We start from the raw sequence: 23101 nt of genomic DNA, 5'->3' as shown, positions 1-23101 counted from the left end.
TCACCTTTCAGTGCGCGTTGAGCACCGAGGCCAGCTGGGCGCGGCCGTCGATCTTCAGCTTGCGGTACAGGCTGGTCAGGTGCTTCTCGACGGCCCGGCGGCTGATGCTCAGCTCGCCGGCGATCTCGGTGTTGGTCCGCCCGCCCGCGGCCAGGCGCGCGACGGTCGCCTCGCCGGCGGTCAGCTCCGCGGTGGGCCGGGACAGCTCCGCGTGGCCGAACGTGCCGTCCTCGCGCGCCACCAGCCGTCCCGCGCCGCAGCTTTCGGCCAGCTCCCGCGCGCGGGCCAGCAACCGCCGTGCCGCGTCCGGCTCCGCCTCGCGGAGGCACGTCCCCAGGTCGGCGCACGCCTTGGCCGCTTCGAGCTCGTCCGGCGCGCCGTCCAGCAGCTCGACCGCCTCGCGCAGCAGCTCGACCGCCCGACGGCGGCCGGCGAGCGCGGCCTGCACCCGCAGCGACCGCCCGACGATCGCGGGTGCGCCCCACGCGAGCGAGTGGCGGTGGTGCTCCTCGGCCAGCTGCCGCGCCTGGCCGGTCCGGCCGAGCCGCCGGGCCAGCAGGGCGGCCGACCCGCGCCACGCGTAGATCGCGGGGTTGTGCCAGCCCGCCCGGTCCAGCGAGCGGCCGCGGTCGAGGAACTGCGCCAGCGCCGCGTCCGGGTCCTCGCGCGCGGCCAGCATCCCCTGCAGGCCGCGGCGGACCGCGAACACCGCGAGGTCGTCGGCGTCGGGCAGGCCGTCGAGCACCTGCCGAGCCAGGTCGCGGCTGCGCGCGGAGTCCGCGACCAGCGCCAGCGTCGTGGCCGGCAGCGCCAGCACGTCGTAACCACCCGGCTCGGCCGCGCGGAACGCCCGCTCCGCCGGCTCCCCGGCCTCGGCGAACCGGCCGCGTGAAAGCAGCGCCAGCGCCTGGTGGACGTCGACGAGCACGCGGGTCGCGGTCGTGGCCCGCGGCCCGCCCGCGGCCGCCAGCCACGGCGCGACGGCGTCCGGGCGGCCCGCGGCGATCAGCACGAGGGGAACGATCCGCAACGCCGTACCGGCCCGGACGGTCCGCGCCGGCTCGTGGTCCAGCAGGACGCCGGCGTGGCGGGCGGCTTCGGCGGCGGTGACACGCCCGCCGAGCGTGGCGGCCAGGAGCAGCACCGCGCGCAGCTCCCGTTCGCCGGGGCCCGCCGGGTGCTCGGGCAGTTCCCGCAGCCGGTTCGCCGCGGCGGCCGGCCGTCCCGGCTCTTCGAGCGCGGCGAACCAGTCCCGGGCTTCCAGCCGCGGCACGAGGTCGGGGTCGTCGGCGCCGGTCGCCGTCCGGACCAGCTCCGTCACCAGCGGCCCGCGGGCGGCGGCGGTGAGCGGGATCCGCGCGACCGCTTCGGCCCGTTCGCGGCCCGCGGGCAGCAGCGGCGCGGCCTGCACCAGGTACCGCACGGCCGCACGCGGATCGGGTTCGGCGGCGGCCAGTTCGGTGAGCAGCCGGGCCCGGCCGGGGTCGCCGGGCAGCACGTCCAGCAGGGCCCGCCGCAGGTAGCGCGCGGCGAGGTCCGGGGCGCCCCGGCGCTGAGCCGCGACCGCCGCCGTCCGCAGCGTCACGACGTCTTCGCGACCGCGGAGGGTGTCGACGCTGAGCAGCTGCGCGGCGACGTGTTCGGGGGGAAACCCTTGCGCGGTCAGCAAAGCCGCCGCCGCGCGGTGCGCTTCCGCGGCACCGGCCGCGCTGCGCGTTTCCTCGACCACCCGTACCAGCGCGGGCTCGGGGACCAGCCGCCCGTCGACGGCGGTGCTCAGCCACGCGTCCCCGAGCAGCGAGCGGGCTTCGGCGCACGCCGCCGCGTCCAGCCCGGCCAGCCGCGCGACGAGCTCGGGCTCCGCGTGCCGCCCGAGCGTCACGACCGCCCGCGCGAGTGCTTCGACTTCGGGCTCGCGCCGGACCAGCTGCCGCAGCCGGTCCCGGTGCACGGCGGCGCCGAGCTGGCGCAGCGGCACGCAGTCCGCGGCCCGGCCGGTCAGCCGGTGGGCGAACGCGCGGGACAGCAGTTCGTCGAGGTCCTTCGGCCGGCCGCCGGTGAGCTCGTGGCAGGCCGCGGTGAACGCGGCGTCGGCCCCGGCGCCGATCCGGGCGAGGGCCACCCGGCGTGTGCCGTCGGGGGACAGTGGCTGGGCACGGACTCCGGACCCGGCGGCGCGGGCGATGTCCTGCAGCGCCGGTGCCCGGGGCGCGTCCGGCAGCACGACGCCGAGCAGCACCCGCGTGCCGCGCAGTCGTCCGGCGAGGAAAGCCAAGGCGCGCAGGGAAGGTTCGTCGGCCCAGCGCACATCGTCGACCAGCACCACGACGGGTTCGAGGGCGAGCAGGAGGACGTGGAGGCCGTGGAGCAGCCGCACGGCGTCATCGCAGCCGGGCCCGGCCGCGGACCGGAGCAGCTTCGCGGCGATCGGCGGCAACTCGGCTTCGCCGGGGTCGCCGAGCAGCGGCAGGACGAGCTGTCGCACGACCCCGAAGGGGAAGTCCCGCTCGGCGGGCGCCCCGGCGGCCCGCAGCACCCGCGCGCCCCGCCCGGCGGCGAGGCGGCCGAGGAGCCGCAGCAGCGCCGAGCGGCCGGTCCCGGCTTCGCCGCGCACCGCGACGACCCCGCCGTCCGTCCGCAGCGCGCCGGAGAGGGCGGTCTCGTGGGTTTCGCGTTCGACCAGCACCCGCGTCAGCCTCCCGGCGTCCGGGTGGGCCAGTGGTCGGCGAGCGCGGCCCGGCCGTTGAGCCCGAGCTTGCGGTACACCTTGGTCAGCCGCAGTTCGACGGTCCGCAGCGCGATCGACAGCTCCCGGGCGATCTCCCGGTTGGCGAGCCCCCGGGCGGCAAGCTCGGCGACGTCGCGTTCGCCGGCCGAGAGCGCGTCGGGCCGGGAAACGGGAAACCGCGGCGCGGGCAGCGGATCAGCGGGCCGCCGCGGCGCGGGAACGGCCCGCCGCAACCCGGCAACGACCCGCTCGCGCAACGGTTCGAGCGCTGAGGCCGTACCCCACCGTTCGGCGAGGGCCAGCTCCTCGGCGGCCAGCGCGGCGGCGGCCTGGTGGTCCCCGAGCCGCCTTGAGGCGAGACTGGCGGTCGTCCGCCAGGCGGCGACCATCGGGTTGACCCACCCCCGCGAGCGCAGCACCCGACCGCATTCGAGGGCGGCGTGGAGCGCGGTATCGGGATCGTCTTCGGCGAGGGCGAGCTCCGCCTCGGCGTGCCGCAGGAACGCGGCCGCGGCCCCGTGCCCACTACCGCGAGGGAGTGGTTCGGCACCCAGGTGGCGAGCGTGTTCGAGCCGCCCGAGCCGCAGCTGCGTGGTGATCTCGACGGCGGCCCGCGCGGGCAGGGCGAGGGGGTGCCAGCAGCGCGCGGGCAACTCCCGATCGGCGTCCCCGAGATCCCGCAGGGCATCCTCGGGCCGATCCCCGCGCAGCGCGGCGCCGGCCCGGTACACGAGAGCCTGCGCGGCAGCGGCCCGCGCATCCCGCCGCCGAGCCGCGGCGACGACGACGGTCAGGGCGTCGATGGCTTCGCCGAGGGCCCCGGCGCAGAGCAGGGCCCGGCAGGCGGCGATCCGCGGCATGAGGGGCGCTTCTTCCCGCACGACGAGCGCCCGGGCGGCAAGGTCGAGAACGGCACCCCGCTGTTCGCCCCGAACGGCAAGCCAGAAGGCAGCAACCCCAGCTGCGGCGGGGTCTTGGGTGGCGGTACCGGGAAAGGGGAGAAGCGGACGGCCCGGGGTGGTGCTCGCGGGTCGGTCGTGGGTGGGGAGCGGCTGGCCCGGGGGTGTGGACCCGGCAGGTGGCGGTGCCGGGCGGTCATGCGTGGCGGTCAGCGGTTGGCCCGGGGGTGCGGACCCGGCGGGTGGTGGCACCGGGCGGTCGTGCGTGGCGGTGAGCGGCTGGCCCGGCGCGGTGGAGCTGGTGTCGGGTGGGGTTGGTCGGCTGTGTGGGGCGGTGAGCGGCCGGTCCGGGGTGCCGGCAGGTGACGGCGCAAGGCGGTCGTGAGTGGCCGCCGCGGTGGGGCCAGTGAGTGGTAGTGGAGGCCGGGCGTGGGTGGGGAGCTGCTGGCCGGGGGTGATGGGCAGTGCCGGGCGGTCGTGAGTGGCGGGGAGCGGCTGGCCCAGGGTGGTGGAGCCGGTGTCGGGCATCAGTCGGTTGTGCGTGGTGGTGAGCGGCCGGTCCGGGGTACCGGTAGGTGACGATGCAGGGCGGCCGTCGGTAGCCGGAGTTCCGGGGAGCGGCTGACCCGAGGTATCGGGCGGTTCGAGCGCGGCCCGCTCCTCGGCGAAGCCGGCCGGCGTGGTGCGGTTTCCGCTCGGGTCACCGAATACGTCCGGGCCGGGCAGCGCGGGCACGGGCATCTCCGGGTCGGCCGCGGCTTCCTCGCGGGCGAGCCGGGCCAGCGCCGCCAAAGCCGGGTCCACAGTGGACGCTCGGCCGGGTTCCGCCACGAGACGGTGGACCGTCTCGGCGTCGCCGCGGGCCAGGAGGAGGTCCGCCGCCGTCGAGGCGGCCGGGAGGGCGGCCAGTGCCGGTTCCGCCAGCACCTGGACCAGCCGGCGGTCCGCGTGGTCGGGTTCGCGGCGGACCACCGCCGACGCCAGCCGGACCAGCAGCGCCGCCCGGTCGGCCGGCGAAGCGGGTTCGCTTAGCGCGCGCTGCAGGGACTCGGCGGCCGCCACCGGGTTGCCCTGGGCCGACCACTGTTCCGCCGCCTCTTCGAGCACCGCGCGCGCCCACGGTTCGCCGACCGGCGGTGCCGCACGCAGCAGTTCCGCCGCGACCAGCGCGCCCGCCCCGGTCCGGTGCGCCAGTTCCGCACCCCGCCGGTACAGCCCGTCCCGCTCCGGTTCGGCCAGCTCCGCCAGCACATCGGCGGCCAGGTGCGGCTCCGCCGGACGGCCGTCCGCCACCAGCCCACTCGCCTCCAGCGCACTCAAGGCACCGGCCACCGCCGCCGGCGGCAACTCGGCCAGCCCGACCGCCGCGACCACGTCGAGCCGCTCCGAAACCGACATCGCCCGCAAGAGAGCCAGCGCATCCGGCGGCAGCCCACGGCGGATCCGGGCCGCTCGCGCCGACAGCACAGCCCGCCCAGCGGCCGCCACCCGCGCCGAGTCCCACCGCACGGCCGCCCCCGCCGAGGTGGCGGCTCCCGCCGGGGCCCACTGCGCGCCCGGCTCGCCTGGGGTCGCGGCTCGCCCGATGGCCGAGTTCCCCCGCATGGCCGGCCCTGCGGAGGTCGAGGCCCGCCCGGTGGCCAGCTCCGCCGAGGTGACGGCTCGTCCGGCTTCCGCCGAGCCTCGCTGCGCGGCCGCCTCAGCCGAGGTTGCCGACCCCATACCGTGCGGCCTCGCCGAGGCGACGGCCCGCCCGGCTTCCGCCGAGCCCCGCTGCGCGGCCGCTTCGGCCGAGGTCGCCGACCCCGTACCGTGCGGCCTCGCCGAGGCGACGGCCCGCCCGGCTCCCGCCGAGCCCGGCTGCGCGGCCGCCTCAGCCCAGGTCGCCGACCCCATACCGTGCGGCCTCGCCGAGGTCACGGCTGGCCCGCCTGCCGGGTTCCACCGCGTGACCCGCTCACCCAAGTTCACGGCGCGCCCCACACCGTGCAGCCCCGCCGCCTCCGCTGCCAGCTCGTGCAGCACCGCCGGTCGGCCACGGACCACCTCGAGCACCGCCGCCTCCGCCTCCGGTGACAGCTCACCCAGCACCTGACCCGCCAGCATCGCCGTCTCACCCGGCGTCAACGGCGCCACCGGGATCCGGTGCCCCTCACCCACCGGTTCGTACGCCGTCGCGATCAGCAGCACCGGCGCCTCACCGACACGACCCGCCATCTCCGAAAACCACCGCAACGACCACTCGTCCGCCCACGGCAAGTCATCGACCGCCAGCACCAGCGGCCCCGAAGCGGCCACCCGGGCGAACGCGGAACAAAACCGCCCAGCCGCGCCCTCGAGATCCTCGAGGCACTCACCCACGAGCTCCCCGAAAGCACGAGAAGGCACCAAAGCCGCCGCGAGCTGCGTCACCGCCCCGAACGGGATCCCGTCCGGGACGCACGAAGCCGACGCGCCGGGAAAACCGCCGAGCACCCGCGAAAGCAGCGCCGTCCGCCCCGTCCCCGCCGCGCCCGCGATCGTCGCCGTCGCGCCTCGTCCCTGCGCCAGGCCCGCGAGCAGGTCGTCGAGCACGCTCACCGCGCGGTCCCGGCCGACGAGACGCGGTTCGCGCACGGGATGACCTCCTCCGGGCCGCGCGGTCGACGCCGACCCGGGCCGTGGGCAGCGTAAGCCGCACCAGCGGGGTTGGCCTCGGGGCGGGCGCCGTCCAGCGGAGCTCTGCCCGCCCGGCCAGAATTCCCGGGCACAGCCGGGCAATCCGCGACCGACCGTGACTCAGTGGTCGCGCAACGCTTCCGCCAGTTCGGCCCGGCCGCCGATGCCGAGCTTCCGGTAGACGCTCGTCAGGTGCACCTCGACCGTCCGCTGGGTGATGAACAACGACTCGGCGATCTCCCGGTTGGTCACGCCCTCCGCGGCCCGCTCGGCCACCCGCCGCTCGCTGCCGCTCAGTGCGTCCGACGGCGAATCGGTGCCGTGGCGCATCCGCCCGCCCGCCTCGGCCAGGGCCGGCAGCGAAAGCCCGAGCTGCTGCTTGTCCCGGCTCAGCACGGAAAGGTCGATCGACCGGCGCAGCCGCTCCCGCGCGCCTTCGGCGTCCCCGCGCGCCAGCAGCCGCCTGCCGAGCAGGTACTCCGCCTTCGCCTGCTCCAGTTTCGCGGGCGAATCCGCCAGGAGCTCGGCCGCCTCGCGCAGCCGCTCGATCGCCGCGTCGCCGTCGGCGAGCACCCCGCGTGACGTCTGGAGCATGCCCAGCGCCCGCTTGGTGCCCCAGCGGCGGACCGCGGGCTCGACGCCGTCGAGCACCGCCTCGCCCTCGGCACGACGGCCGAGCCCGGCCAGCAGCTCCGCCGATTCGTACCACCACGGCGCCAGCACGGGGTTGCCGATCCCGTTGCCCGCCAGGCTTTCCCCGCACGTGCGCAGCACGGCGAGCGCGCCTTCGACGTCGCCCGTCGCGGCCCGCGCACGGGCTTTCGCGAGCAGGTACCAGTGGTACTCGAGCGTGAACTCCTCGAGCCGGGGCCGCACGATCGCGGCCAGCGCCTCCTCCGCCCCCGCCGGATCGTTCTGGCGCACCAGCAGCGACCCCAGGACGACCTGCGGCATGGCCGTGCCGGGCGCCCACCGCTCCTGCGTGATGACGTCGAACGCGTACTGCGCGTCCGCCAGCCCGTCGGTGAGGTTGCCGCAGAACTGGTGGACCAGCGCGCGCGTGGTCGCGCCGAGGATGTAGGTCCACCCCTGCCCGCGGCGCTGCGCGTGGTCGAGCACCCCGCCGAGCGCCGCCAGCGCGGGCTCGGGCCGGTCGGCGAGGTAGAGGGTGAGCACGGCGCCGAGCACGGCCCAGCCGCCCGGGGCGACGTCGCCGATGCGCAGCACCTGGGCGGCCTGGGCGGTGACTTCGGCGGCGGGACGCCCCTGCAGCGTGCCCAGCGACGAGAGCATGCCGAGCAGCTCGCGTTCCTCGGCGGTGTCGCCCGGCGGCGGCACGACGTCGCGGAACCGCGCGCCGACCTCGGCGACGGTGGCCTTTTCGTCCAATCCGGACAGCAGCAGCGCCGACTGGCCGACCATGCGCAGCGTCCGGTCGGCGGGGGAGGGGTCGGGACCGGCGACGGCGTCCAGCGCGTCGGACACCTCGGTCGCCAGCGCGAAGGACCGCCGGGAGTTCTGCGCGCCGAGCGACACCATGACGTACTGCATCACGATCGGCACCCGCCGCCGCGGGTCGGCCACCAGCCGGAGCGCGCGTTCGAGGTGCCGCAGGGACGCCGCCGGGTCGCTCTGCCCGAGCACCCGGGACAGGTGCACGAGCACGGCGACGTCGTCCTCGTGCGCCAGCAGCACCCGCGCGAGGTACCGCGCGGCCGCCGCGGGGGCACCCCGGCTTTCGGCTGCCGCGGCCGCTTCCCGCAGCACGGTGACCATCCACGGCTGCGGCGGCCCGTCGAGCACCAGCAGGTGGACCGCGACCTCCTCGCTGGAGCGGCCGCTGTCGTTGAGCAGCGTGGCCGCGCGCTCGCGCAGCCGGGCCAGTTCCGCGGGCTCCGCGGTGTTCAGCGCGGCCGCGCGGATCAGGTCGTGGGGGTAGTCCAGCCGGTCCGGTTCGAGCAGCTCGCCGTCGCGCAGCGCCTGCACGGCGTGGCGCGCCGGCCCGGGCCGGGTGCCGGCGAGCGCGGCGATCGTCTCCAGCTCCTCGCCGCCCAGCACCGCGATCGCGCGTGCGACGGCCAGCGCGGCCGGGGACAGCCGGTCCAGCAGCGGGCGGACCACGGCTTCCCGGCCGAGCTCGTCGAGCACGCCGACGTGCCCGGCGTCCGGCGGCACGCGGTCGCGCAGCGCGCCGATCACCCGGTCGAGCAGGAACGGGTTGCCGCCGGTGATGTCGACCGCGTGCCGGACGAACTCCCGGTCCGGGGCCGTGCCGAACCCGGCGGCCAGTACGTCGGCGACCGCGTCGGCGGCCAGCGGCGCGAGGTCGACCGCGAGGCAGTTGACGGCGGTGCCGAGGTCGGCGAGCACCGCCGGCCCCGGCCCGTCGGACCCGGTGCGCTGGGCCAGCAGCACCAGCAGCGGCAGGTCTTCGGCCCGGCGCAGCAGGAAGCCCAGCCACCGCAGGGACGTTTCGTCGCACCACTGGACGTCGTCGACCGCCAGGACGACCGGGCCGCGGGCGGCCAGGCCGGCCACCAGCCAGTAGAGGCCGTGCATGACCGAGTAGGTGTCGGCGGCGGCGCCGTCGACGCGCCCGGGCGCGAGCGCGGGCAGCGCGAGCCGGGCGCTGCCGGTGAGCAGGCCGGCCTCGCCGGCGTCGCCCCGCGGCCACAGTGGACCGAACAGCGCCCGGACGGCTTCGTAGGCCCCGGCCCCGGTGTCGGCGCACGTCACGGTGAGCACGGTGGTGGCGGTCCGGTCCAGCTCGTCGAGCGCGACGGCCAGCAGCCCGGTCTTCCCGATCCCGGCGGGCCCGCGCAGCAGCACCGCCTGCCCTTCGCCGAGAGCGGCGGCACGCGCCCGGTCGGTGAGCACCCGCAGTTCCCAGTCCCGGCCCGCCAGATCCGGCCGGGGCAGCCCCCGCACACCACTCCGAACAGCCACAGTTCTCCCGTCCGCGCGCGATCGCCGGGTCCGTTCCGGCGTTCCCAGCCTGGCCCATCGGCCGGACGCGCGCGGCACCGGCCCCGGCCGGGCCGCCGACCCGGATTCCCCCAGACTTCGCCGGAATCGCTTGACAACGGCACCGGACAATGGATTCGAAGTATTTTCGCGTAATTCTCCGAATGGTGTGACGCGCGACCGGGTTTTCGCCGGATCGCGTGGCCGTGGCGTACGGTGAGCGCGCACGACGACGTGACCCGGCCGTCTTTTCTCCGCATCCCCAGGAAAGAACGTAATCAGTGACGAACGAAAAAGTGCTGTCCCTGTCCGTGCGCTCGGTGGAGCTGGACGTCCCGGCGGCCACCCGCTGGGAAGCGTTGGCACACATCGGAAAATCGCTCGAACGGTCCGGCTCCGTCCACACGGGATACAGTGACTCGCTGCACGCGCGGGAACGCCGTGCGTCGACCTACCTCGGGCACGGGATCGCCGTTCCGCACGCACTGCACGTCCACGACTACCTCCTGGTGAACCCGGGGCTGGCGTTCACCCGGTTCACCGCTCCCGTGCCGTGGGACGGCGAACGGGTTACGATCTCCATCGCGATCGCCGCTTCCGCTGCCGAGCACGTCGAAATCCTCTGCCGGATCACCGCGCTGCTCGCGCACCCGACGCACCTCGACGTCCTGCGCGCGTCGGAGGATCCGGGGGAAATCACCCGGATCCTCCGGGAAACCTGAAAATCGGTTACTTCAGCCGGGTGCCGGCCGAGCCGAGCGCTTCGCAGGCTTCGACGATCCGCGCGGCCATGCCGGTCTCGGCGGCCTTCAGGTACGAGCGTGGGTCGTAGACCTTCTTGTTGCCGACCTCGCCGTCGATCTTCAGGACGCCGTCGTAGTTCTTGAAGAAGTGGTCCACGATCGGGCGGGTGAAGGCGTACTGGGTGTCGGTGTCGACGTTCATCTTCACCACGCCGTAGGACACCGCCTCGCGGATCTCCTCCGGCAGCGAGCCGGAGCCGCCGTGGAAGACCAGCTCGAAGGGCTTGGCGCCGGGGTCGAGGCCGAGCTTCTTGGCCGCGGCTTCCTGGCCGCCCTTGAGGACGTCGGGGCGGAGCTTGACGTTGCCGGGCTTGTACACGCCGTGGACGTTGCCGAAGGTGGCCGCGAGCAGGTAGCGGCCCTTCTCGCCGGCGCCGAGGGCGTCGATGGTCTTGAGGAAGTCGCCTTCGGCGGTGTAGAGCTTTTCGTTGATTTCGGCTTCGACGCCGTCTTCTTCGCCGCCGACGACGCCGATCTCGACTTCGAGGATGATGTGGGCGGCGGCGGTCTTGGCGAGCAGTTCCGCGGCGATCTCGAGGTTTTCGTCGAGGTCGATGGCGGAGCCGTCCCACATGTGGGACTGGAACAGCGGGTTCTGGCCGTTCTTGACGCGCTCGATGGAGATGTCGATGAGCGGGCGGACGAAGCCGTCGAGCTTGTCCTTGGGGCAGTGGTCGGTGTGCAGCGCGACGTTCACGTCGTACTTCGCGGCCACGACCTGCGCGAATTCGGCCAGCGCGGTGGCGCCGACGACCATGTCCTTGACCTTCTGGCCGGAGGCGAACTCGGCGCCGCCGGTGGAGAACTGGATGATCCCGTCGCTCTCCGCCTCGGCGAACCCGCGGATGGCGGCGTTCACGGTCTCGGACGAGGTCACGTTGATGGCCGGGTAGGCGAATTGGTTCGCCTTCGCCCGGTCGAGCATCTCACGGTAGACCTCGGGGGTGGCGATGGGCATGCTGGCGCTCCACTTCGGACTCGGGGGTGGGTTCCGGCGGAACGCTAGCGGCGCGATGCTGGGGTTTTCCCCAGTGGCGGCCCGGTAGAACGGTGGTACCGGTCCGGCCGGTGGCAGGTGACGACGTCGTCCCGCCCGTGCCGTGTTCGTCCCGCCGGCCTTTTCCCTGAACCCGAGGCGCGATCCGTCGTGCCGCTGAGGAGAGCAATGACTGCCATCGTCCAAGTCACCGGCCGGGAGATCCTGGACAGCCGCGGCAACCCGACGGTCGAGGTCGACGTCGAGCTGGCCGACGGCTCGTTCGGGCGCGCGGCGGTGCCGTCGGGTGCGTCGACGGGCACGCGTGAGGCCGTCGAACTGCGCGACGGTGATCCGGGCCGGTTCCTGGGCAAGGGGGTCCGGAAGGCCGTTGACGCGGTGAACGGCGAGGTGGCCGCCGCGGTCGTGGGGCTCGACTCGCGGTCGCAGGTCGAGGTGGACCGGGTGCTGTGCGAGCTGGACGGCACGCCGAACAAGGCGCGCCTCGGCGCGAACGCGATCCTCGGGGTGTCGCTGGCGGTGGCGAAGGCGGCCGCGCAGGCGCACGTGCTGCCGCTGTACCGCCACCTGGGCGGCGAGGGCACGTACCGGCTGCCGACGCCGATGATGAACATCGTCAACGGCGGCGCGCACGCCGACAACGGCATCGACTTCCAGGAGTTCATGATCGCGCCGGTCGGCGCGTCGAGCTTCGCCGAAGCGGTCCGGGTCGGCGCCGAGGTCTTCCACACGCTGCGCGGGATCCTGCGCGAAGCGGGGCACAACACGAACGTCGGCGACGAGGGCGGGTTCGCGCCGCAGCTCGACACGGCCGAGCAGGCGCTCGACTTCGTGGTGCGTGCGATCGAGCGGGCCGGCTACGTGCCCGGCGACGACGTGGCGCTGATGCTGGACCTGGCGGCTTCGGAGTTCTACGAGGACGGGATCTACCACTACCGCGGCGAAGGCGTGAAGCGGTCGGCGTCCGAGCACGCCGGCTACCTGCGCGACCTGGTCGCCCGGTACCCGATCGCGTCCATCGAGGACGCCATGGCGGAGGACGACCTGGCCGGCTGGCAGCTGGTGACCCGCGCGCTGGGGGAGGAGATCCAGCTCGTCGGCGACGACGTCTTCTGCACCAACGTGGCGCTGCTGTCCGACGGGATCGAGCAGGGCGTGGCGAACGCGATCCTGGTCAAGGTCAACCAGATCGGCACGCTGACCGAGACGCTGGACGCGGTAGACGTGGCGTCGCGCGCCGGGTACGGGGTCGTGCTTTCGCACCGGTCGGGGGAGACCGAGGACACCACGATCGCCGATCTGTCGGTCGCGGTGGACTGCGGCCAGATCAAGACGGGATCGCTGTCGCGGGCGGACCGCACGGCGAAGTACAACCAGCTGCTGCGCATCGAGGAGGACCTGGGCGAGGCGGCGGAGTACGCGGGCCGCGCGCCGCTGAACCGGAAGCGCTGAGCCGGTCTGACGCCGGGACCGCGCGGTCCCGGCGTCAGGCTTCGGCCGGCGCCACGTCCAGCGCGGCGACGAGCGCGAAGTGCCTCAACCCGGCGAAAAGCCGTTCGCCGAGCAGCGTGGTGATGAGCGCGGTTTCGGCGGGGCGCCGCGCCGGGCCGACGTCGTCGATCAGGGCCGCGTCGACGGCCGCGACCGCACGCGCGAGGTCGGCGTACTCGGCGAGCTTCCCGGAGACGGCGTCGTGCCCGAGGCCGTGGCAGACGGCCAGCACGGTGACCAGGTTCGCCACGGCGGGATCGGTGTCGTCGGCCGTCCCGCCGAGCAGTTCGCCGACCCGCCCGAGCGCCCACGCCCGCGCCGCCGCGGAAACCGGCCGCACGGTGACCCGCCCGTCCTGCGCGGCCCCGAGCACGACCCGGGCCGCGCGCCCGGCGTCGAGCACCCCGAGCACGTCGGCCACCTCCGCCAGCGACAGCCCGCCGATCTCCCGCAGCGCGCAGACGAGCCGCAGCCGCTTGACGTGCTCGGGGGTGTACTGCGCCTGGTTGGGCCCGACCCGCCGTCCCGCGGGCAGCAGGCCCTCGCGCAGGTAGTACTTGACGGTCGCGACCGGAACACCGGTCTCCGCGCTGAGTTCGGCCATCCGCATGGCGCCGGGGTCCCCCTTCTCCGCCCGCACACGCGGGGAACGCCCAGTGAACCGCCGAGGGGTGGGCGTGGCCCAGCGCCGGGCGCGAAGTCTGGTGGGATGCCCAGATTTCGAGCCGCTCGCCTTAACCGGGACAGTGTCCCATATAGTAACCGGGACACTGTCCCACTTGAAGGGTGACCTCTCATGACGACGACGTACGTGCTGGTCCACGGCGCTTGGCACACCGGGCAGGCCTGGGCGCGGGTCGTGCCCCACCTGGCCGCGAGCGGGCGCCGGGTCTTCACCCCGACGCTGACCGGCTACGGCGAGACCGCGCACCTGCTCGGCCCGGACGTCGGGCTCGGCACGCACACCGCCGACGTCGTGCGGCTGCTGGTCGAAGAAAACCTGCACGACGTCGTCCTCGTCGGGCACAGCTACGCCGGCATGGTGATCTCCGCGGTGGCCAACCAGGTGCCCGAGCGCGTCGCGCGGCTCGTCTACCTCGACGCGATGGTGCCCACCGACGGGGAGAACGCGCTCGACGTCATGCCGATCAGCCGGACCATGCTCGGGACCGGCTGGCGCGTGCCGCCGCTGCCCGAGCTGCCCGCGCCCTTCGGCCTGTTCGGGGTGACCGATCCCGGGGACGTCGCCTGGGTGCGGACCATGCTGGGCGATCAGTCCCTGCGGTGCCTGGAGGAACCGGTGGCCATGGACAACCCGGCGCTGGCCGCGATCCCGCGTACGCACATCCACTGCACCGTCAAGCCCGGCGGGTTCGACCGGCGCCCGGTGCCCGCCGTGCAGCCGAACGGCGAGCCCGCCGACGTGCGGGAGCTGGCCACCGGCCACGACTGCATGATCACCGAACCGGCGGCGCTCGCCGCGCTGCTGCTGGACGTCGGGGTGCGGGCCGGTAGCCTGCGGGCGTGAAGCGTGCCGACGCGCGGCGCAACGCCGAGAACGTCCTGGAGGCCGCGGCGGCGGTGTTCGTGACCTCCGGCGTCGAAGCCCCGATCCGGGAGATCGCCGCCCGGGCCGGGGTGGGTACGGCGACCATCTACCGCCACTACCCGACCCGCGCGGACCTGATCCTCGCGGTGTACCGGCTGCAGGTCGAGTCGCTGGCCGAAGCCGGGCCGGCGCTGCTCGCGAGCGAACCGGGGCCGCACCGCGCGCTCGTGGCGTGGATCGACCGGTTCGTCGACTTCGTCATCACCAAGCAGGGGCTCGCGTCGGTGCTGCAGTCCGACGAAGCGTGCTACGACCCGCTGCACGCCTACTTCCTCGAGCGCCTCGGCCCGGTGTGCACCGACCTGCTGGAAGCGGCCGCCGCGGCCGGCGAGATCGAGCCGGGCCAGGACCCGTACGAGCTGATGCGCGGCGTCGGCAGCCTGTGCGCCGGCGCGGGCACCGCCTACGACCCACGCCGGCTCGTGCGGGTCCTGGTCAATGGGCTCCGGCGCGCCTGAGCCGTCCGAAGGGTGGAACGGCCGCCGCGGGATGGACCGGTTTCTGCACGATGACCGCGTACCCCCGGCGCGAGCGAGGAACCCGCGATGAGATTCCAGGTCCTGGACATCCTGCCCCACCTGACGAACCCGGTGACCGGTCGCCGGATCCGCACCGACGAGCGCTTCGCGCAGGCGCTCACCTCGGCGCGCTACGCCGAGGAGTTCGGTTTCGACGCCGTCGCGCTCGGCGAACGCCACGCCGGGCACTTCCTGAGCAGCGGCGTCACCGTGCTGCTCGGGGCGATCGCCGCGACGACGAGCCGCGTCCGGATCCAGACCGGCGTCTCGGTGCTGTCGGTCCACGACCCGCTGCGCGTGGCGGAGGACTACGCCACCGTCGACCAGCTGTCCCGCGGCCGGCTGGAGCTGGTGATCGGCAAGGGCAACGAGCTGCGCCAGCTGCCGATGTTCGGCATCGGCAACGGCGACCAGTGGGACGCGCTCGCGGAGAAGTACGAGCTGCTGCGGCGGCTCTGGCGCGAGGAGGACGTCACGTGGACCGGCCGCTTCCGCGGTCCGCTGCAGGAGGTCACCAGCCTGCCGCGCCCGTTCGCCGGCGCGCCCCGCGTCTGGCACGGGTCGGCGACGACGGTGACGTCGGCCGAGCTGGCGGCCCAGTGGGGCGACCCGCTCTTCTCGGCCAACGCGATCCAGCCGCGCGACAACTACACCGTGCTGATCGAGCACTACCGCAAGCACTACGCCGAGCACGGCCACGACCCGCGCTTCGCCTACGTCGGGGCGGGGGCCGGGTTCCTGTACCTGGCCGACACCACGCAGGAGGCACGTGAGGCGTTCGGCCCCACCTACGAGCGGATTGTCGAATACTTCAACCAGCCCGGCAACCACACGCCGGGCAACGCGATGGAGTTCCCGACCATCGACGACGCGATCGCGCGCGGCCCCGTGCTGGTGGGCAGCCCGCGGCAGATCACCGAGAAGATCCTGTGGTGGCACGAGGCCTACGGCCACGACTTGCAGTCCTTCAGCCTGCCCACGATGATCCCGCACGAGCAGCAGCTCGCCATGCTCGAACGGTTCGCCGCCGAGGTCGTGCCCGTGGTGCGCGCCGCGGCGCCGACGACACTGTGGACCGACCAGGACCCGTACGGCGGTCGCCCGGCCGTCCACGGGCGCACCGCCGCCGACGCGGCACGCACCATCGAAGGAGCCGCGCTGTGAATTCCCTGCACTTCAACGCGTTCATCTGGCCGAACGGCTACCACGAATCCGCGTGGCGCGTGGTCGGCGACGACGTCCGCGGGGTGCTCGGGCTGCCGTACTACGCCGATATCGCGCGGACGGCCGAGCGCGGCCTGATGGACTCGATCTTCCTGGCCGACAACATCGCCATCGCCGAATACCGCGTCACCCACCTGCCGCAGACGCAGTTCGACCCGATCGCCGTGCTCTCCGCGCTGGCCGCGGTCACCGAGAAGATCGGCCTGATCGGCACCGGTTCGACGACCTACAACAAGCCGTGGGAGCTCGCCCGGCGGTTCGCCACGCTGGACCACCTCAGCGGCGGGCGCGCGGGCTGGAACATCGTCACCACCATCACCTCGCTGGCCGCGGCGAACTTCGGCGAGAAGGCCCACCCCGACCACGCCGACCGGTACGAGCGCGCGCACGAGTTCGTCGACGTCGTCACCCGGGCGTGGGACAGCTGGGACGACGACGCGATCGTCGGCGACCGCGAGAACGGCGTCTGGGCCGACCGCGCCAAGCTGCACGCGCCGCGGTTCCACGGCCGGTTCTACGACGTCGAAGGCGTCCTGCCGTTCCCGCGGTCGCCGCAGGGGCGGCCGGTGCTCGTCCAGGCGGGGCAGTCGGCCGCCGGGATCGGGCTCGCGGCCCGGTACGCGGAGCTCGTGTTCTCCGGGCCGCCGTCGCTGGAGGCGGCGGTGAAGTTCCGCGCCGAGCTGGACGCCCAGGTCGTCGCGGCGGGCCGGGACCCGTCGAAGGTGCGGGTGCTGCCCGCCCTGATGGTGACCCTCGGCGGCACCGAGGCCGAGGCGAAGGCCCGCGCGGAGCGGCTCGAAGAGCTGGCCAGCCCGGAGTTCCGCTGGCAGAACGCGTTGTACACCGCGGGCCTCGACCCGGACGCGTTCGACCCGGACGCGCCGCTGCCCGCCGAGCTGCGGGCCGAGGGCGGGTCGTCGCGGCTGCAGCAGCTCGCGGCGGCGGCGCGGGAGCGACCCGAGGCCCCGCTGCGCGAGATCGCGGCGAAGATCACCGGGGGAGCGGGGCAGGTCCACTTCGTCGGCACGCCGGAGCAGCTCGCCGACCACGTGCTCACCTGGCAGGACGCCGGGGCCGTCGACGGGTTCACCATCATGGGATCGACGCTGCCCTACGAGCTGACCGCGTTCGTCGACCACGTCGTGCCGATCCTGCAGGCCAAGGGCCGGTACCGGACCGAATACGCGGGCTCGACGCTGCGTGAGCACCTGGCCGGGTGAATCCCAGGATGTGGTTTCTGTCGGTGGTGCTGGTTAGGGTCCTGACCGTCCGATCTTGACAAAGGAGAGTGGGACGTGGGCTGGACCCGGAACATCCGAGTGGCCGCGCTGGTGGCGGTGGCCGCTCTGGGCCTGACAGCGTGCGGCGGCGGGGACGACAAGCCCGCCGCGGCGGGCAAGGGCGGGGCGCCGATCGTCGTCGCGTCCTTCAACTTCACCGACAGCCAGATCTTGGCCGAGATCTACGCGGGCGCGCTGGAAGCCAAGGGCTACCCGGTGACGAAGAAGCTGAACCTGGGCTCGCGGGAGCTGATCTACCCGTCGCTGAAGTCGGGCGAGCTGCAGTTCATCCCGGAGTACCAGGGCTCGGCGATCGCCGCGGGCTTCGGCCAGGAGCCGGTGAAGGACGCGAAGGGCGAACACGAGCAGCTGGCGAAGCTGCTCGAGCCCAGCGGCGTCTCGCTGCTGGACTACGCCGCGGCCGAAGACAAGAACACCTACATCGTGAAGGCCGACCTGGCGAAGGCGAACGGCATCGCGAGCATCGGCGACCTGAAGAAGCTCGACAAGGTCGTGCTGGCCGGCGGCCCGGAGTGCGAGAAGCGCGTCACGTGCTTCAAGGGCTTCACCGACGTCTACAAGCTGACGAACGCGACGTTCCAGACGGTGCAGGAGCTCGGGCCGCGCGTGCAGCAGCTCGATTCCGGCGCGGTGACGGTGATCCCGGTCGACTCGGTGAGCCCGCTGGCCGGCGACCCGAAGTACGTGGCGCTGAAGGACGACCTGGCCATGGTGCCCACCGAGAACGTGGTCCCGGCGGTGAACAAGAAGGTCCTCGACGAGCGCGGCGCGGACTTCGCGGCGGCGGTGAACGCCGTGAGCGCGAAGCTGACGACGGAAGGGATGCGCGAGCTGAACAAGCGCGTCGACTCCGACGGCGAGAAGGCCGCGGACGTGGCGAAGGACTGGCTGTCGCAGCAGGGTCTCGGCTGACGCTGTTCTGGGTGACGCTGTTCTGGGTGACGCTGGTCAGGCTGACGCCGGTCAGGCGAGCAGGAGCGGGAGGAGGGCGTCGGGGCGGTCCAGCGGGATGATGTGGCCGCAGTCCTCGACGAGGTGCGTCGTGAGGTCGTCGGCGAGCGGGCGCAGCTGGCGGGCGAGGGCGTCGCCCACCGGGTGCGCGCCGATCGCCGTCGTGGGCACGGTGAGCCGGCCGGCCTCGGCGATCTGCCGCGCGCTTTCCGGCATGGCGCGGTAGTGCTCGAAGGCGCACCGCAAGGCGTCGCGCCCTTGGTACGCCGCGGCGAAGTGGTCCCGGATCGCCGCCGGCACACCGCGTCCGTGCGTGCCGGCGGCGAGGAACCAGTCGACGTACTCGGCTTCGTGGCCGGCGAGCACCGTCTCGGCCAGCCCGGGCACGGCGTGGAACCCGAACCACCACGGCGGCCCGCCGCGGAGGAAGTCCTCGGCCCCGGGCAGGCGCCCGAGCAGCGACTCCATGAGCACGAGCCGCCGCACCCGCCCGGGCCGCCGCACCCCGAGCAAGAACGCGGGCGGCGCCCCGGCGTCGATCCCGACGACCGTCGCCTCCGGCACGTCCAAGGCGTCGAGAAGCGCTTCGGCGTCGTCCGCGAGGGTCCCCGCGTCGTACCCGCCCTCGGCGCGGGTGCTCGCCCCGAGCCCCCGCAGATCCGGCGCGATCACCCGGTGGTGCCGGGCCAGGGGCGGGATGACCTCGCTCCAGAGCCGCCAGGTGTGCGGAAAGCCGTGCAGGAGCAGGAAAGCCGGCCCCTCCCCGGCGACGGCCACGTTCACCTCGATGCCGTTGGCCTTGACCCGCTGCTCTCGCACGTTACCCTCCTCAGTGGTTACCATTGGTTACCGGCTGAGCGTAAGTAACCGGCCCAGTCCGGCCAAGACGGCACTTCCCCGACAGGTGGTGAGCTCCAGGTGACCCCCTCCCCGCGCGGCGACCTCTTCGACCCCGCCTGCCCGACCCGCAAGCTCCTCGACCGCATTGGCACGAAGTGGACGTCCATGGCGGTGAAGGTCCTGGCCGAAGCCGCCCCGGGAGAGGTGCGCTTCGCGGACCTGCAACGCCGCATGCCGGGCGTCTCCCAGAAGATGCTGTCGACGACGTTGCAGAGCCTCACCCGCGACGGCTTGGTGGCGCGGCGAGTGGAGCCGACGGTCCCACCGAAGGTGCACTACCGCCTCACCGAGCTGGGCGAGTCCCTGGAGGTCCCCCTATCCGCCCTGCGGACGTGGGCGGAGGAGAACATGCCGGCGATCGACCGGGCGCTGAAACGATCAGCCGACTGACGGCGACTCACCGAGGGTGAACGACATCCCGCTCACCGTCGGCAAGCTCATCGAGGAGTCGGGCCGCACGCCGAGCCCGCGGATCGCTGAGTTCACTTCGCTGGCGTCGTCGGCGCAGCGGCTCCGCCTGGCTGCGGACGAAACCGATACCTCGAGGATCACCCGATCGACTGCGCTCTGGACGCTCATGCTGATCGACACCGGGATCCGGCAGGCCTTGCGCGCAAGCAAGGGAAACGTGGACGAACTCGGCTCGTTTATCGGGCTCGATGGACTCTCGCCTCGTCCGGAGGGCGAAGAGCCCGCGCACGACGAGTTCGCCTCGGCCTTGAGGGCTCACCTGACATCGCGGTCCGGGCCACGGTCGACCGTCGACCTCGTCGACATCGCGATAGCGATCATGCGCTCAGTACGTGCTACGGCCTTCGGGCAGCTGCCCCGGCTGCTGATGGGATTGGGTGTCTCCGAGCAGCTTGCTCTGGACAACCTCAACCTCCTGGTCTCCGAGACGGGCAGGCGGGAGATCCCCCTGTCACGCAGCATGCGGGTCGTGGCGGACGGCTTTTCCTCGGCCGAGCCGTCCGCGTCCCACATTGTCGTGGTGATCGCCGGGCGGCACCCGGAGTACGCCGCCGGCCGGCTGGGTGCGATGGAGCGGATGAGTAGTACTCGGCGGCACCGGCCCTGGAGTGACTGGTACGAGCTCGTCGCAGACCTGTTCGACGCGGACGTCGTCGCGACGACCCGCCACCTGGTGCTCGACACGCGCCTGTTCCTGCTCGGGCTGTGCCTCGCCGACCCCGAAATACTGGCGGCGTTCCAACGCGAAGGCGCCTGGACCGCGCTGATCACCGAGATCGACGAGGCCGTAGCCCCATCCGGCTCACCCCTCTGGCCGGTCCTGAACGGCGTCCGCTTCGCCCACGGCTACCACAACGACGGCACCGCCGGCGCCGACCAGCTCGACGTCCAGGGCTACGTGAACGCCGTCTGCGAGGTCATCACCGACCCCCACGTCAAACCACCCCTCTCCATCGGCCTCTTCGGCAAGTGGGGCACCGGCAAAAGCTTCTTCATGGAGAAGATGCGCGAGCGGATCGACGGACGCGTCCCCAGCGACGACGACGGATTCACCATCACCCAGATCCGCTTCAACGCCTGGCACTACGCGGACACGAGCCTCTGGGCGAGCCTCGCGATCGAGATCTTCGAACGCCTGGCCGACCCCGAGCCCGTCGATCTCCGCGAACGGGAGCGCTGGCACCGCAGTCACGGCGACAAAAACCGCGCCGAGCGTGAGGCGCTGCTGTCCGAGCTCGAAACCTACCGCGACGCAAAGTCCACATTGGACGCCGAGCGGATCCAGCTGGAACACGAGCGCGGGCAGCTCGTCACCAAACGGAGCCGCGCGGAAGAAAAGCGCCGGGAGGAGATCGAGAAAGTACCGCTCACCGAAGTTGCCAAAGAACTCGCGAAAAACACCGAAATCCAAGGGAAACTGAAGGACATCTCGAAAGAGCTGGGCTTCGAACCGGCCATCGACGAGCTCACCGGCCTGGGCAAAGACCTCCGCACGACAGCCGGCTACCTGCCGGCCGTCTGGCGCGGCGTCCGCCACAAATCCTGGTTCGGGACGCTCGCCGCCGCGTTCGCCGTGCTGGCCGTGCTCACCATCGCGCTCGCCGGGCGCGGGGGAGTGGAGTGGCTCTACTCCCTGGGCGGGACCGTCGCCTCGATCGTCGGCTTCACCCAGTTGATCCGGCCGGCCGCGCAGCGGGTCAACACCGCGCTCGGGCACGTCCAGGACGCCATCCGCATCACCAACGAAACACGGGAATCCTTGCGGAGCAAGCGAAGCCGCGAGGAACGCGTCCTCGACCTCAAGCTCGCCGACGCTGAACACGCGATCGCCGAGACCACCCAGGCGATCACCGCGCTCGACGAGAAGATCGCGACGACCCGCGCCGCCGCCGAGGCGCTCTCGGTCGGGCGGAAGCTGTACGAGTTCTTGAACGACCGCGCGTCGGGGTACCAGAAGCACCAAGGCGTGGTCGGCACGCTGCACCGCGACTTCCGGTTCCTGGACGCGCTCCTGCGCAGCCAAAGCCGGAGCCGCGACGCCGGCGTCAAGCCCGTCTCGAGGGTCGTGCTCTACATCGACGACCTCGACCGGTGCCCGCCGGCCAAGGTCCTCGAAGTGCTGGAGGCCGTCCACCTGCTGCTCGCGCTGGAGCTGTTCGTGGTCGTCGTCGGCGTGGACCCGCGTTGGCTGAGCAGCAGTCTGTGGCACCAGTACCGCGATCTCGCGGCCGGCGGCGATCCCCGGGCGGACGCCTACCTGCGCGGGATGCCGGTCGAATACCTGGAGAAGATCTTCCAGATCCCGTTCACCCTGCCGGAAATGGAACCGGCGGCCTACGCCCGGCTGATCGGGAGCGTCGCTGACCTCCCTCTGCCGCCCGTGCCGGCGGACCCACGGGACACGATCGACGCCGGCCGGCCCGTCGTCACCACCCGCGAAGAGCGCACGCCGGCGCGGGCCCGGCTGGACGTCGAGCCCGGCTCCGCGGCCGCCGCCGTCCCGGGGGAGCGCCTCGGCCTCACCGAGCCCGAAGTCGAGTTCGCCCAGCAGCTGGGCGCCTTGGTCACGAGTCCGCGGGCGGCGAAGCGGCTGATGAACACCTATCGCCTGATCCGGGCGACCCGGCACGTCGGGTCGCGGTCGCGCTTCCTCGGCGGGGACGGGCGGCCGGGTGAGTTCCAGGCCGTGCTGACCCTGCTCGCGGCGGTCGCCGGCCACCCGGGCCTGGCGGACCGGTTGCTCGTCGCCCTCCAGGACGCGGATGGGGACAGCTGGGCCGGCTTCCTCGCGCAGGTGGCCCCGGGTACGAACGAGACCGAACCCGGCGAACTGCCGCACGACTTCGCGGAGTGGGCCCGCCTGCACCGCGGCCTCGAAGCGAGCCGACGGCCGGACATGCTCGACGACCTCGGCACCTACCGGCGCTGGGGCCGGTGATCGCGCGGTTCGGGTTCACCCTCTAGCCCGGTCGAGCAGCGGCAGGAACAGCTCGTCGACGATCGCCCGGATGCGGGCGGGCGATGGTGTCTTCAGCTCCATCAGCAGGTCGTGCCGCACCAGGTCGAACGGCATCTCGAGCAGCGTGGTGGACACGCGCTCCAGGTCGAGCTCGCCGCGGTCGTGGGCGCGCCGGTAGAGGGGCCGCTCGCGCGGGCGTGCCGCCTCGCCCAGCACTCGCGTGCGGACCTGCGCCGGGGTCAGGCCGGTGCCGGCCAGCAGGCCCGAGAACGCGGTGGCCGCGGCGATGGCGAAGAACGTGGCGCGGGTTTCGCTCACCGCCGCCAGCTCGGCGAGCAGGTCGCCGCGCAGGGTGCCGGTGTCGGGGAGCGACGCCCGGTGGGTGGCCCGGTAGTGCTCGAGCGCGGCCATGACGACCTCGTCCTTGTGGGCCCAGCGGCGGTAGAGCACGGCCTCACTGGTCCGCGCGCGGACGGCGATCGACTCCATCGTCAGGCGCGCGTACCCGGTCTCGACCAGCTCGTCCCAGGCCGCCGCGAGGAGTTCGGCTTCGAGCTGCTTGCCGTGCCGGCGACGGCGGGCGGGTTCGGCGGGCACGCGCCCACAATAGAAAGTCTTTCCTTTCTTG

16 protein-coding genes are annotated in these 23101 nt (G+C 73.4%); 9 read left to right on the top strand and 7 right to left on the bottom strand.

The window, feature by feature from the left end; translation table 11 throughout:
* Nucleotides 1-7: 7 nt before the first annotated feature.
* The 3 genes from SD460_RS34020 to SD460_RS34010 form a co-directional block, all read right to left on the bottom strand.
* Entirely contained in the window at nt 8-2686 is a 2679-nt protein-coding gene (locus SD460_RS34020) for an AAA family ATPase (RefSeq protein ID WP_318307273.1), read from the bottom strand.
* A gap of 5 nt (nt 2687-2691) precedes the next feature.
* Complete coding sequence (locus SD460_RS34015) at nt 2692-6243, bottom strand: helix-turn-helix transcriptional regulator (protein WP_318307272.1); 3552 nt, start codon at nt 6241-6243, stop codon at nt 2692-2694.
* 162 nt (nt 6244-6405) lie between these two features.
* Nucleotides 6406-9213: an AAA family ATPase gene (locus tag SD460_RS34010; protein ID WP_318307271.1), complete on the bottom strand. Its 2808-nt coding sequence runs from the start codon at nt 9211-9213 to the stop codon at nt 6406-6408.
* Nucleotides 9214-9530: 317 nt separating this feature from the next.
* Here SD460_RS34010 and SD460_RS34005 point away from each other — a divergent pair, with 317 nt between their 5' ends.
* Nucleotides 9531-9971 carry a PTS mannitol transporter subunit IIA gene (locus SD460_RS34005; RefSeq protein WP_290059428.1) on the top strand — a complete coding sequence of 147 codons (441 nt, stop codon included), beginning with the start codon at nt 9531-9533 and terminating at the stop codon, nt 9969-9971.
* Nucleotides 9972-9978: 7 nt separating this feature from the next.
* Here SD460_RS34005 and fbaA read toward each other — a convergent pair whose 3' ends face one another.
* Complete coding sequence (gene fbaA / locus SD460_RS34000) at nt 9979-11010, bottom strand: class II fructose-bisphosphate aldolase (RefSeq protein WP_290059427.1); 1032 nt, start codon at nt 11008-11010, stop codon at nt 9979-9981.
* Nucleotides 11011-11217: 207 nt separating this feature from the next.
* Between fbaA and eno the strand changes: the two genes are divergently transcribed.
* Nucleotides 11218-12501, top strand: a complete 1284-nt coding sequence (gene eno / locus SD460_RS33995) for a phosphopyruvate hydratase (protein ID WP_290059425.1) — start codon at nt 11218-11220, stop codon at nt 12499-12501.
* A gap of 34 nt (nt 12502-12535) precedes the next feature.
* Here eno and SD460_RS33990 read toward each other — a convergent pair whose 3' ends face one another.
* Nucleotides 12536-13150: a MerR family transcriptional regulator gene (locus SD460_RS33990; RefSeq protein WP_290059424.1), complete on the bottom strand. Its 615-nt coding sequence runs from the start codon at nt 13148-13150 to the stop codon at nt 12536-12538.
* Nucleotides 13151-13336: 186 nt separating this feature from the next.
* Here SD460_RS33990 and SD460_RS33985 point away from each other — a divergent pair, with 186 nt between their 5' ends.
* From SD460_RS33985 to SD460_RS33965, 5 genes are all read left to right on the top strand, one after another.
* Nucleotides 13337-14068, top strand: a complete 732-nt coding sequence (locus SD460_RS33985; RefSeq protein WP_290059421.1) for an alpha/beta fold hydrolase — start codon at nt 13337-13339, stop codon at nt 14066-14068.
* The gene (locus SD460_RS33980; RefSeq protein WP_290059418.1) at nt 14065-14607 is read left to right on the top strand and encodes a TetR/AcrR family transcriptional regulator; all 543 of its coding nucleotides are present in this window, start codon (nt 14065-14067) and stop codon (nt 14605-14607) included. Before SD460_RS33985 ends, SD460_RS33980 begins: the two co-directional genes overlap by 4 nt.
* 87 nt (nt 14608-14694) lie before the next feature.
* Nucleotides 14695-15831 carry an LLM class flavin-dependent oxidoreductase gene (locus SD460_RS33975; protein ID WP_318307270.1) on the top strand — a complete coding sequence of 379 codons (1137 nt, stop codon included), beginning with the start codon at nt 14695-14697 and terminating at the stop codon, nt 15829-15831.
* The gene (locus SD460_RS33970) at nt 15828-17111 is read left to right on the top strand and encodes an LLM class flavin-dependent oxidoreductase (protein ID WP_318307269.1); all 1284 of its coding nucleotides are present in this window, start codon (nt 15828-15830) and stop codon (nt 17109-17111) included. The genes SD460_RS33975 and SD460_RS33970 overlap by 4 nt, the downstream gene beginning before the upstream one ends.
* Before the next feature lie 75 nt (nt 17112-17186).
* Nucleotides 17187-18104 (top strand): ABC transporter substrate-binding protein, encoded by a 918-nt coding sequence (locus SD460_RS33965; protein WP_290059412.1) that lies wholly within the window; start codon nt 17187-17189, stop codon nt 18102-18104.
* Between the two features lie 51 nt (nt 18105-18155).
* Here the strand turns inward: SD460_RS33965 and SD460_RS33960 are convergent, their stop codons facing one another.
* Nucleotides 18156-18986: an alpha/beta fold hydrolase gene (locus tag SD460_RS33960; RefSeq protein WP_290059411.1), complete on the bottom strand. Its 831-nt coding sequence runs from the start codon at nt 18984-18986 to the stop codon at nt 18156-18158.
* 75 nt (nt 18987-19061) lie between these two features.
* Between SD460_RS33960 and SD460_RS33955 the strand changes: the two genes are divergently transcribed.
* Together SD460_RS33955 and SD460_RS33950 are read left to right on the top strand one after the other, a co-directional pair.
* Entirely contained in the window at nt 19062-19433 is a 372-nt protein-coding gene (locus SD460_RS33955; protein WP_290059408.1) for a winged helix-turn-helix transcriptional regulator, read from the top strand.
* Between the two features lie 16 nt (nt 19434-19449).
* A complete protein-coding gene (locus SD460_RS33950; RefSeq protein ID WP_318307268.1) occupies nt 19450-22452 on the top strand; it encodes a P-loop NTPase fold protein in 3003 nt (1000 codons plus the stop codon).
* 15 nt (nt 22453-22467) lie between these two features.
* Here SD460_RS33950 and SD460_RS33945 read toward each other — a convergent pair whose 3' ends face one another.
* Nucleotides 22468-23070 (bottom strand): TetR/AcrR family transcriptional regulator, encoded by a 603-nt coding sequence (locus tag SD460_RS33945; RefSeq protein WP_290059404.1) that lies wholly within the window; start codon nt 23068-23070, stop codon nt 22468-22470.
* Nucleotides 23071-23101: the final 31 nt, after the last annotated feature.

Origin of the sequence: Amycolatopsis solani (genome assembly GCF_033441515.1) — a bacterium.
Classification (GTDB): domain Bacteria; phylum Actinomycetota; class Actinomycetes; order Mycobacteriales; family Pseudonocardiaceae; genus Amycolatopsis; species Amycolatopsis solani.
The sequence above is the reverse complement of the archived record's forward strand: the minus strand, read 5'-3'. Positions and strand labels throughout refer to the sequence as shown.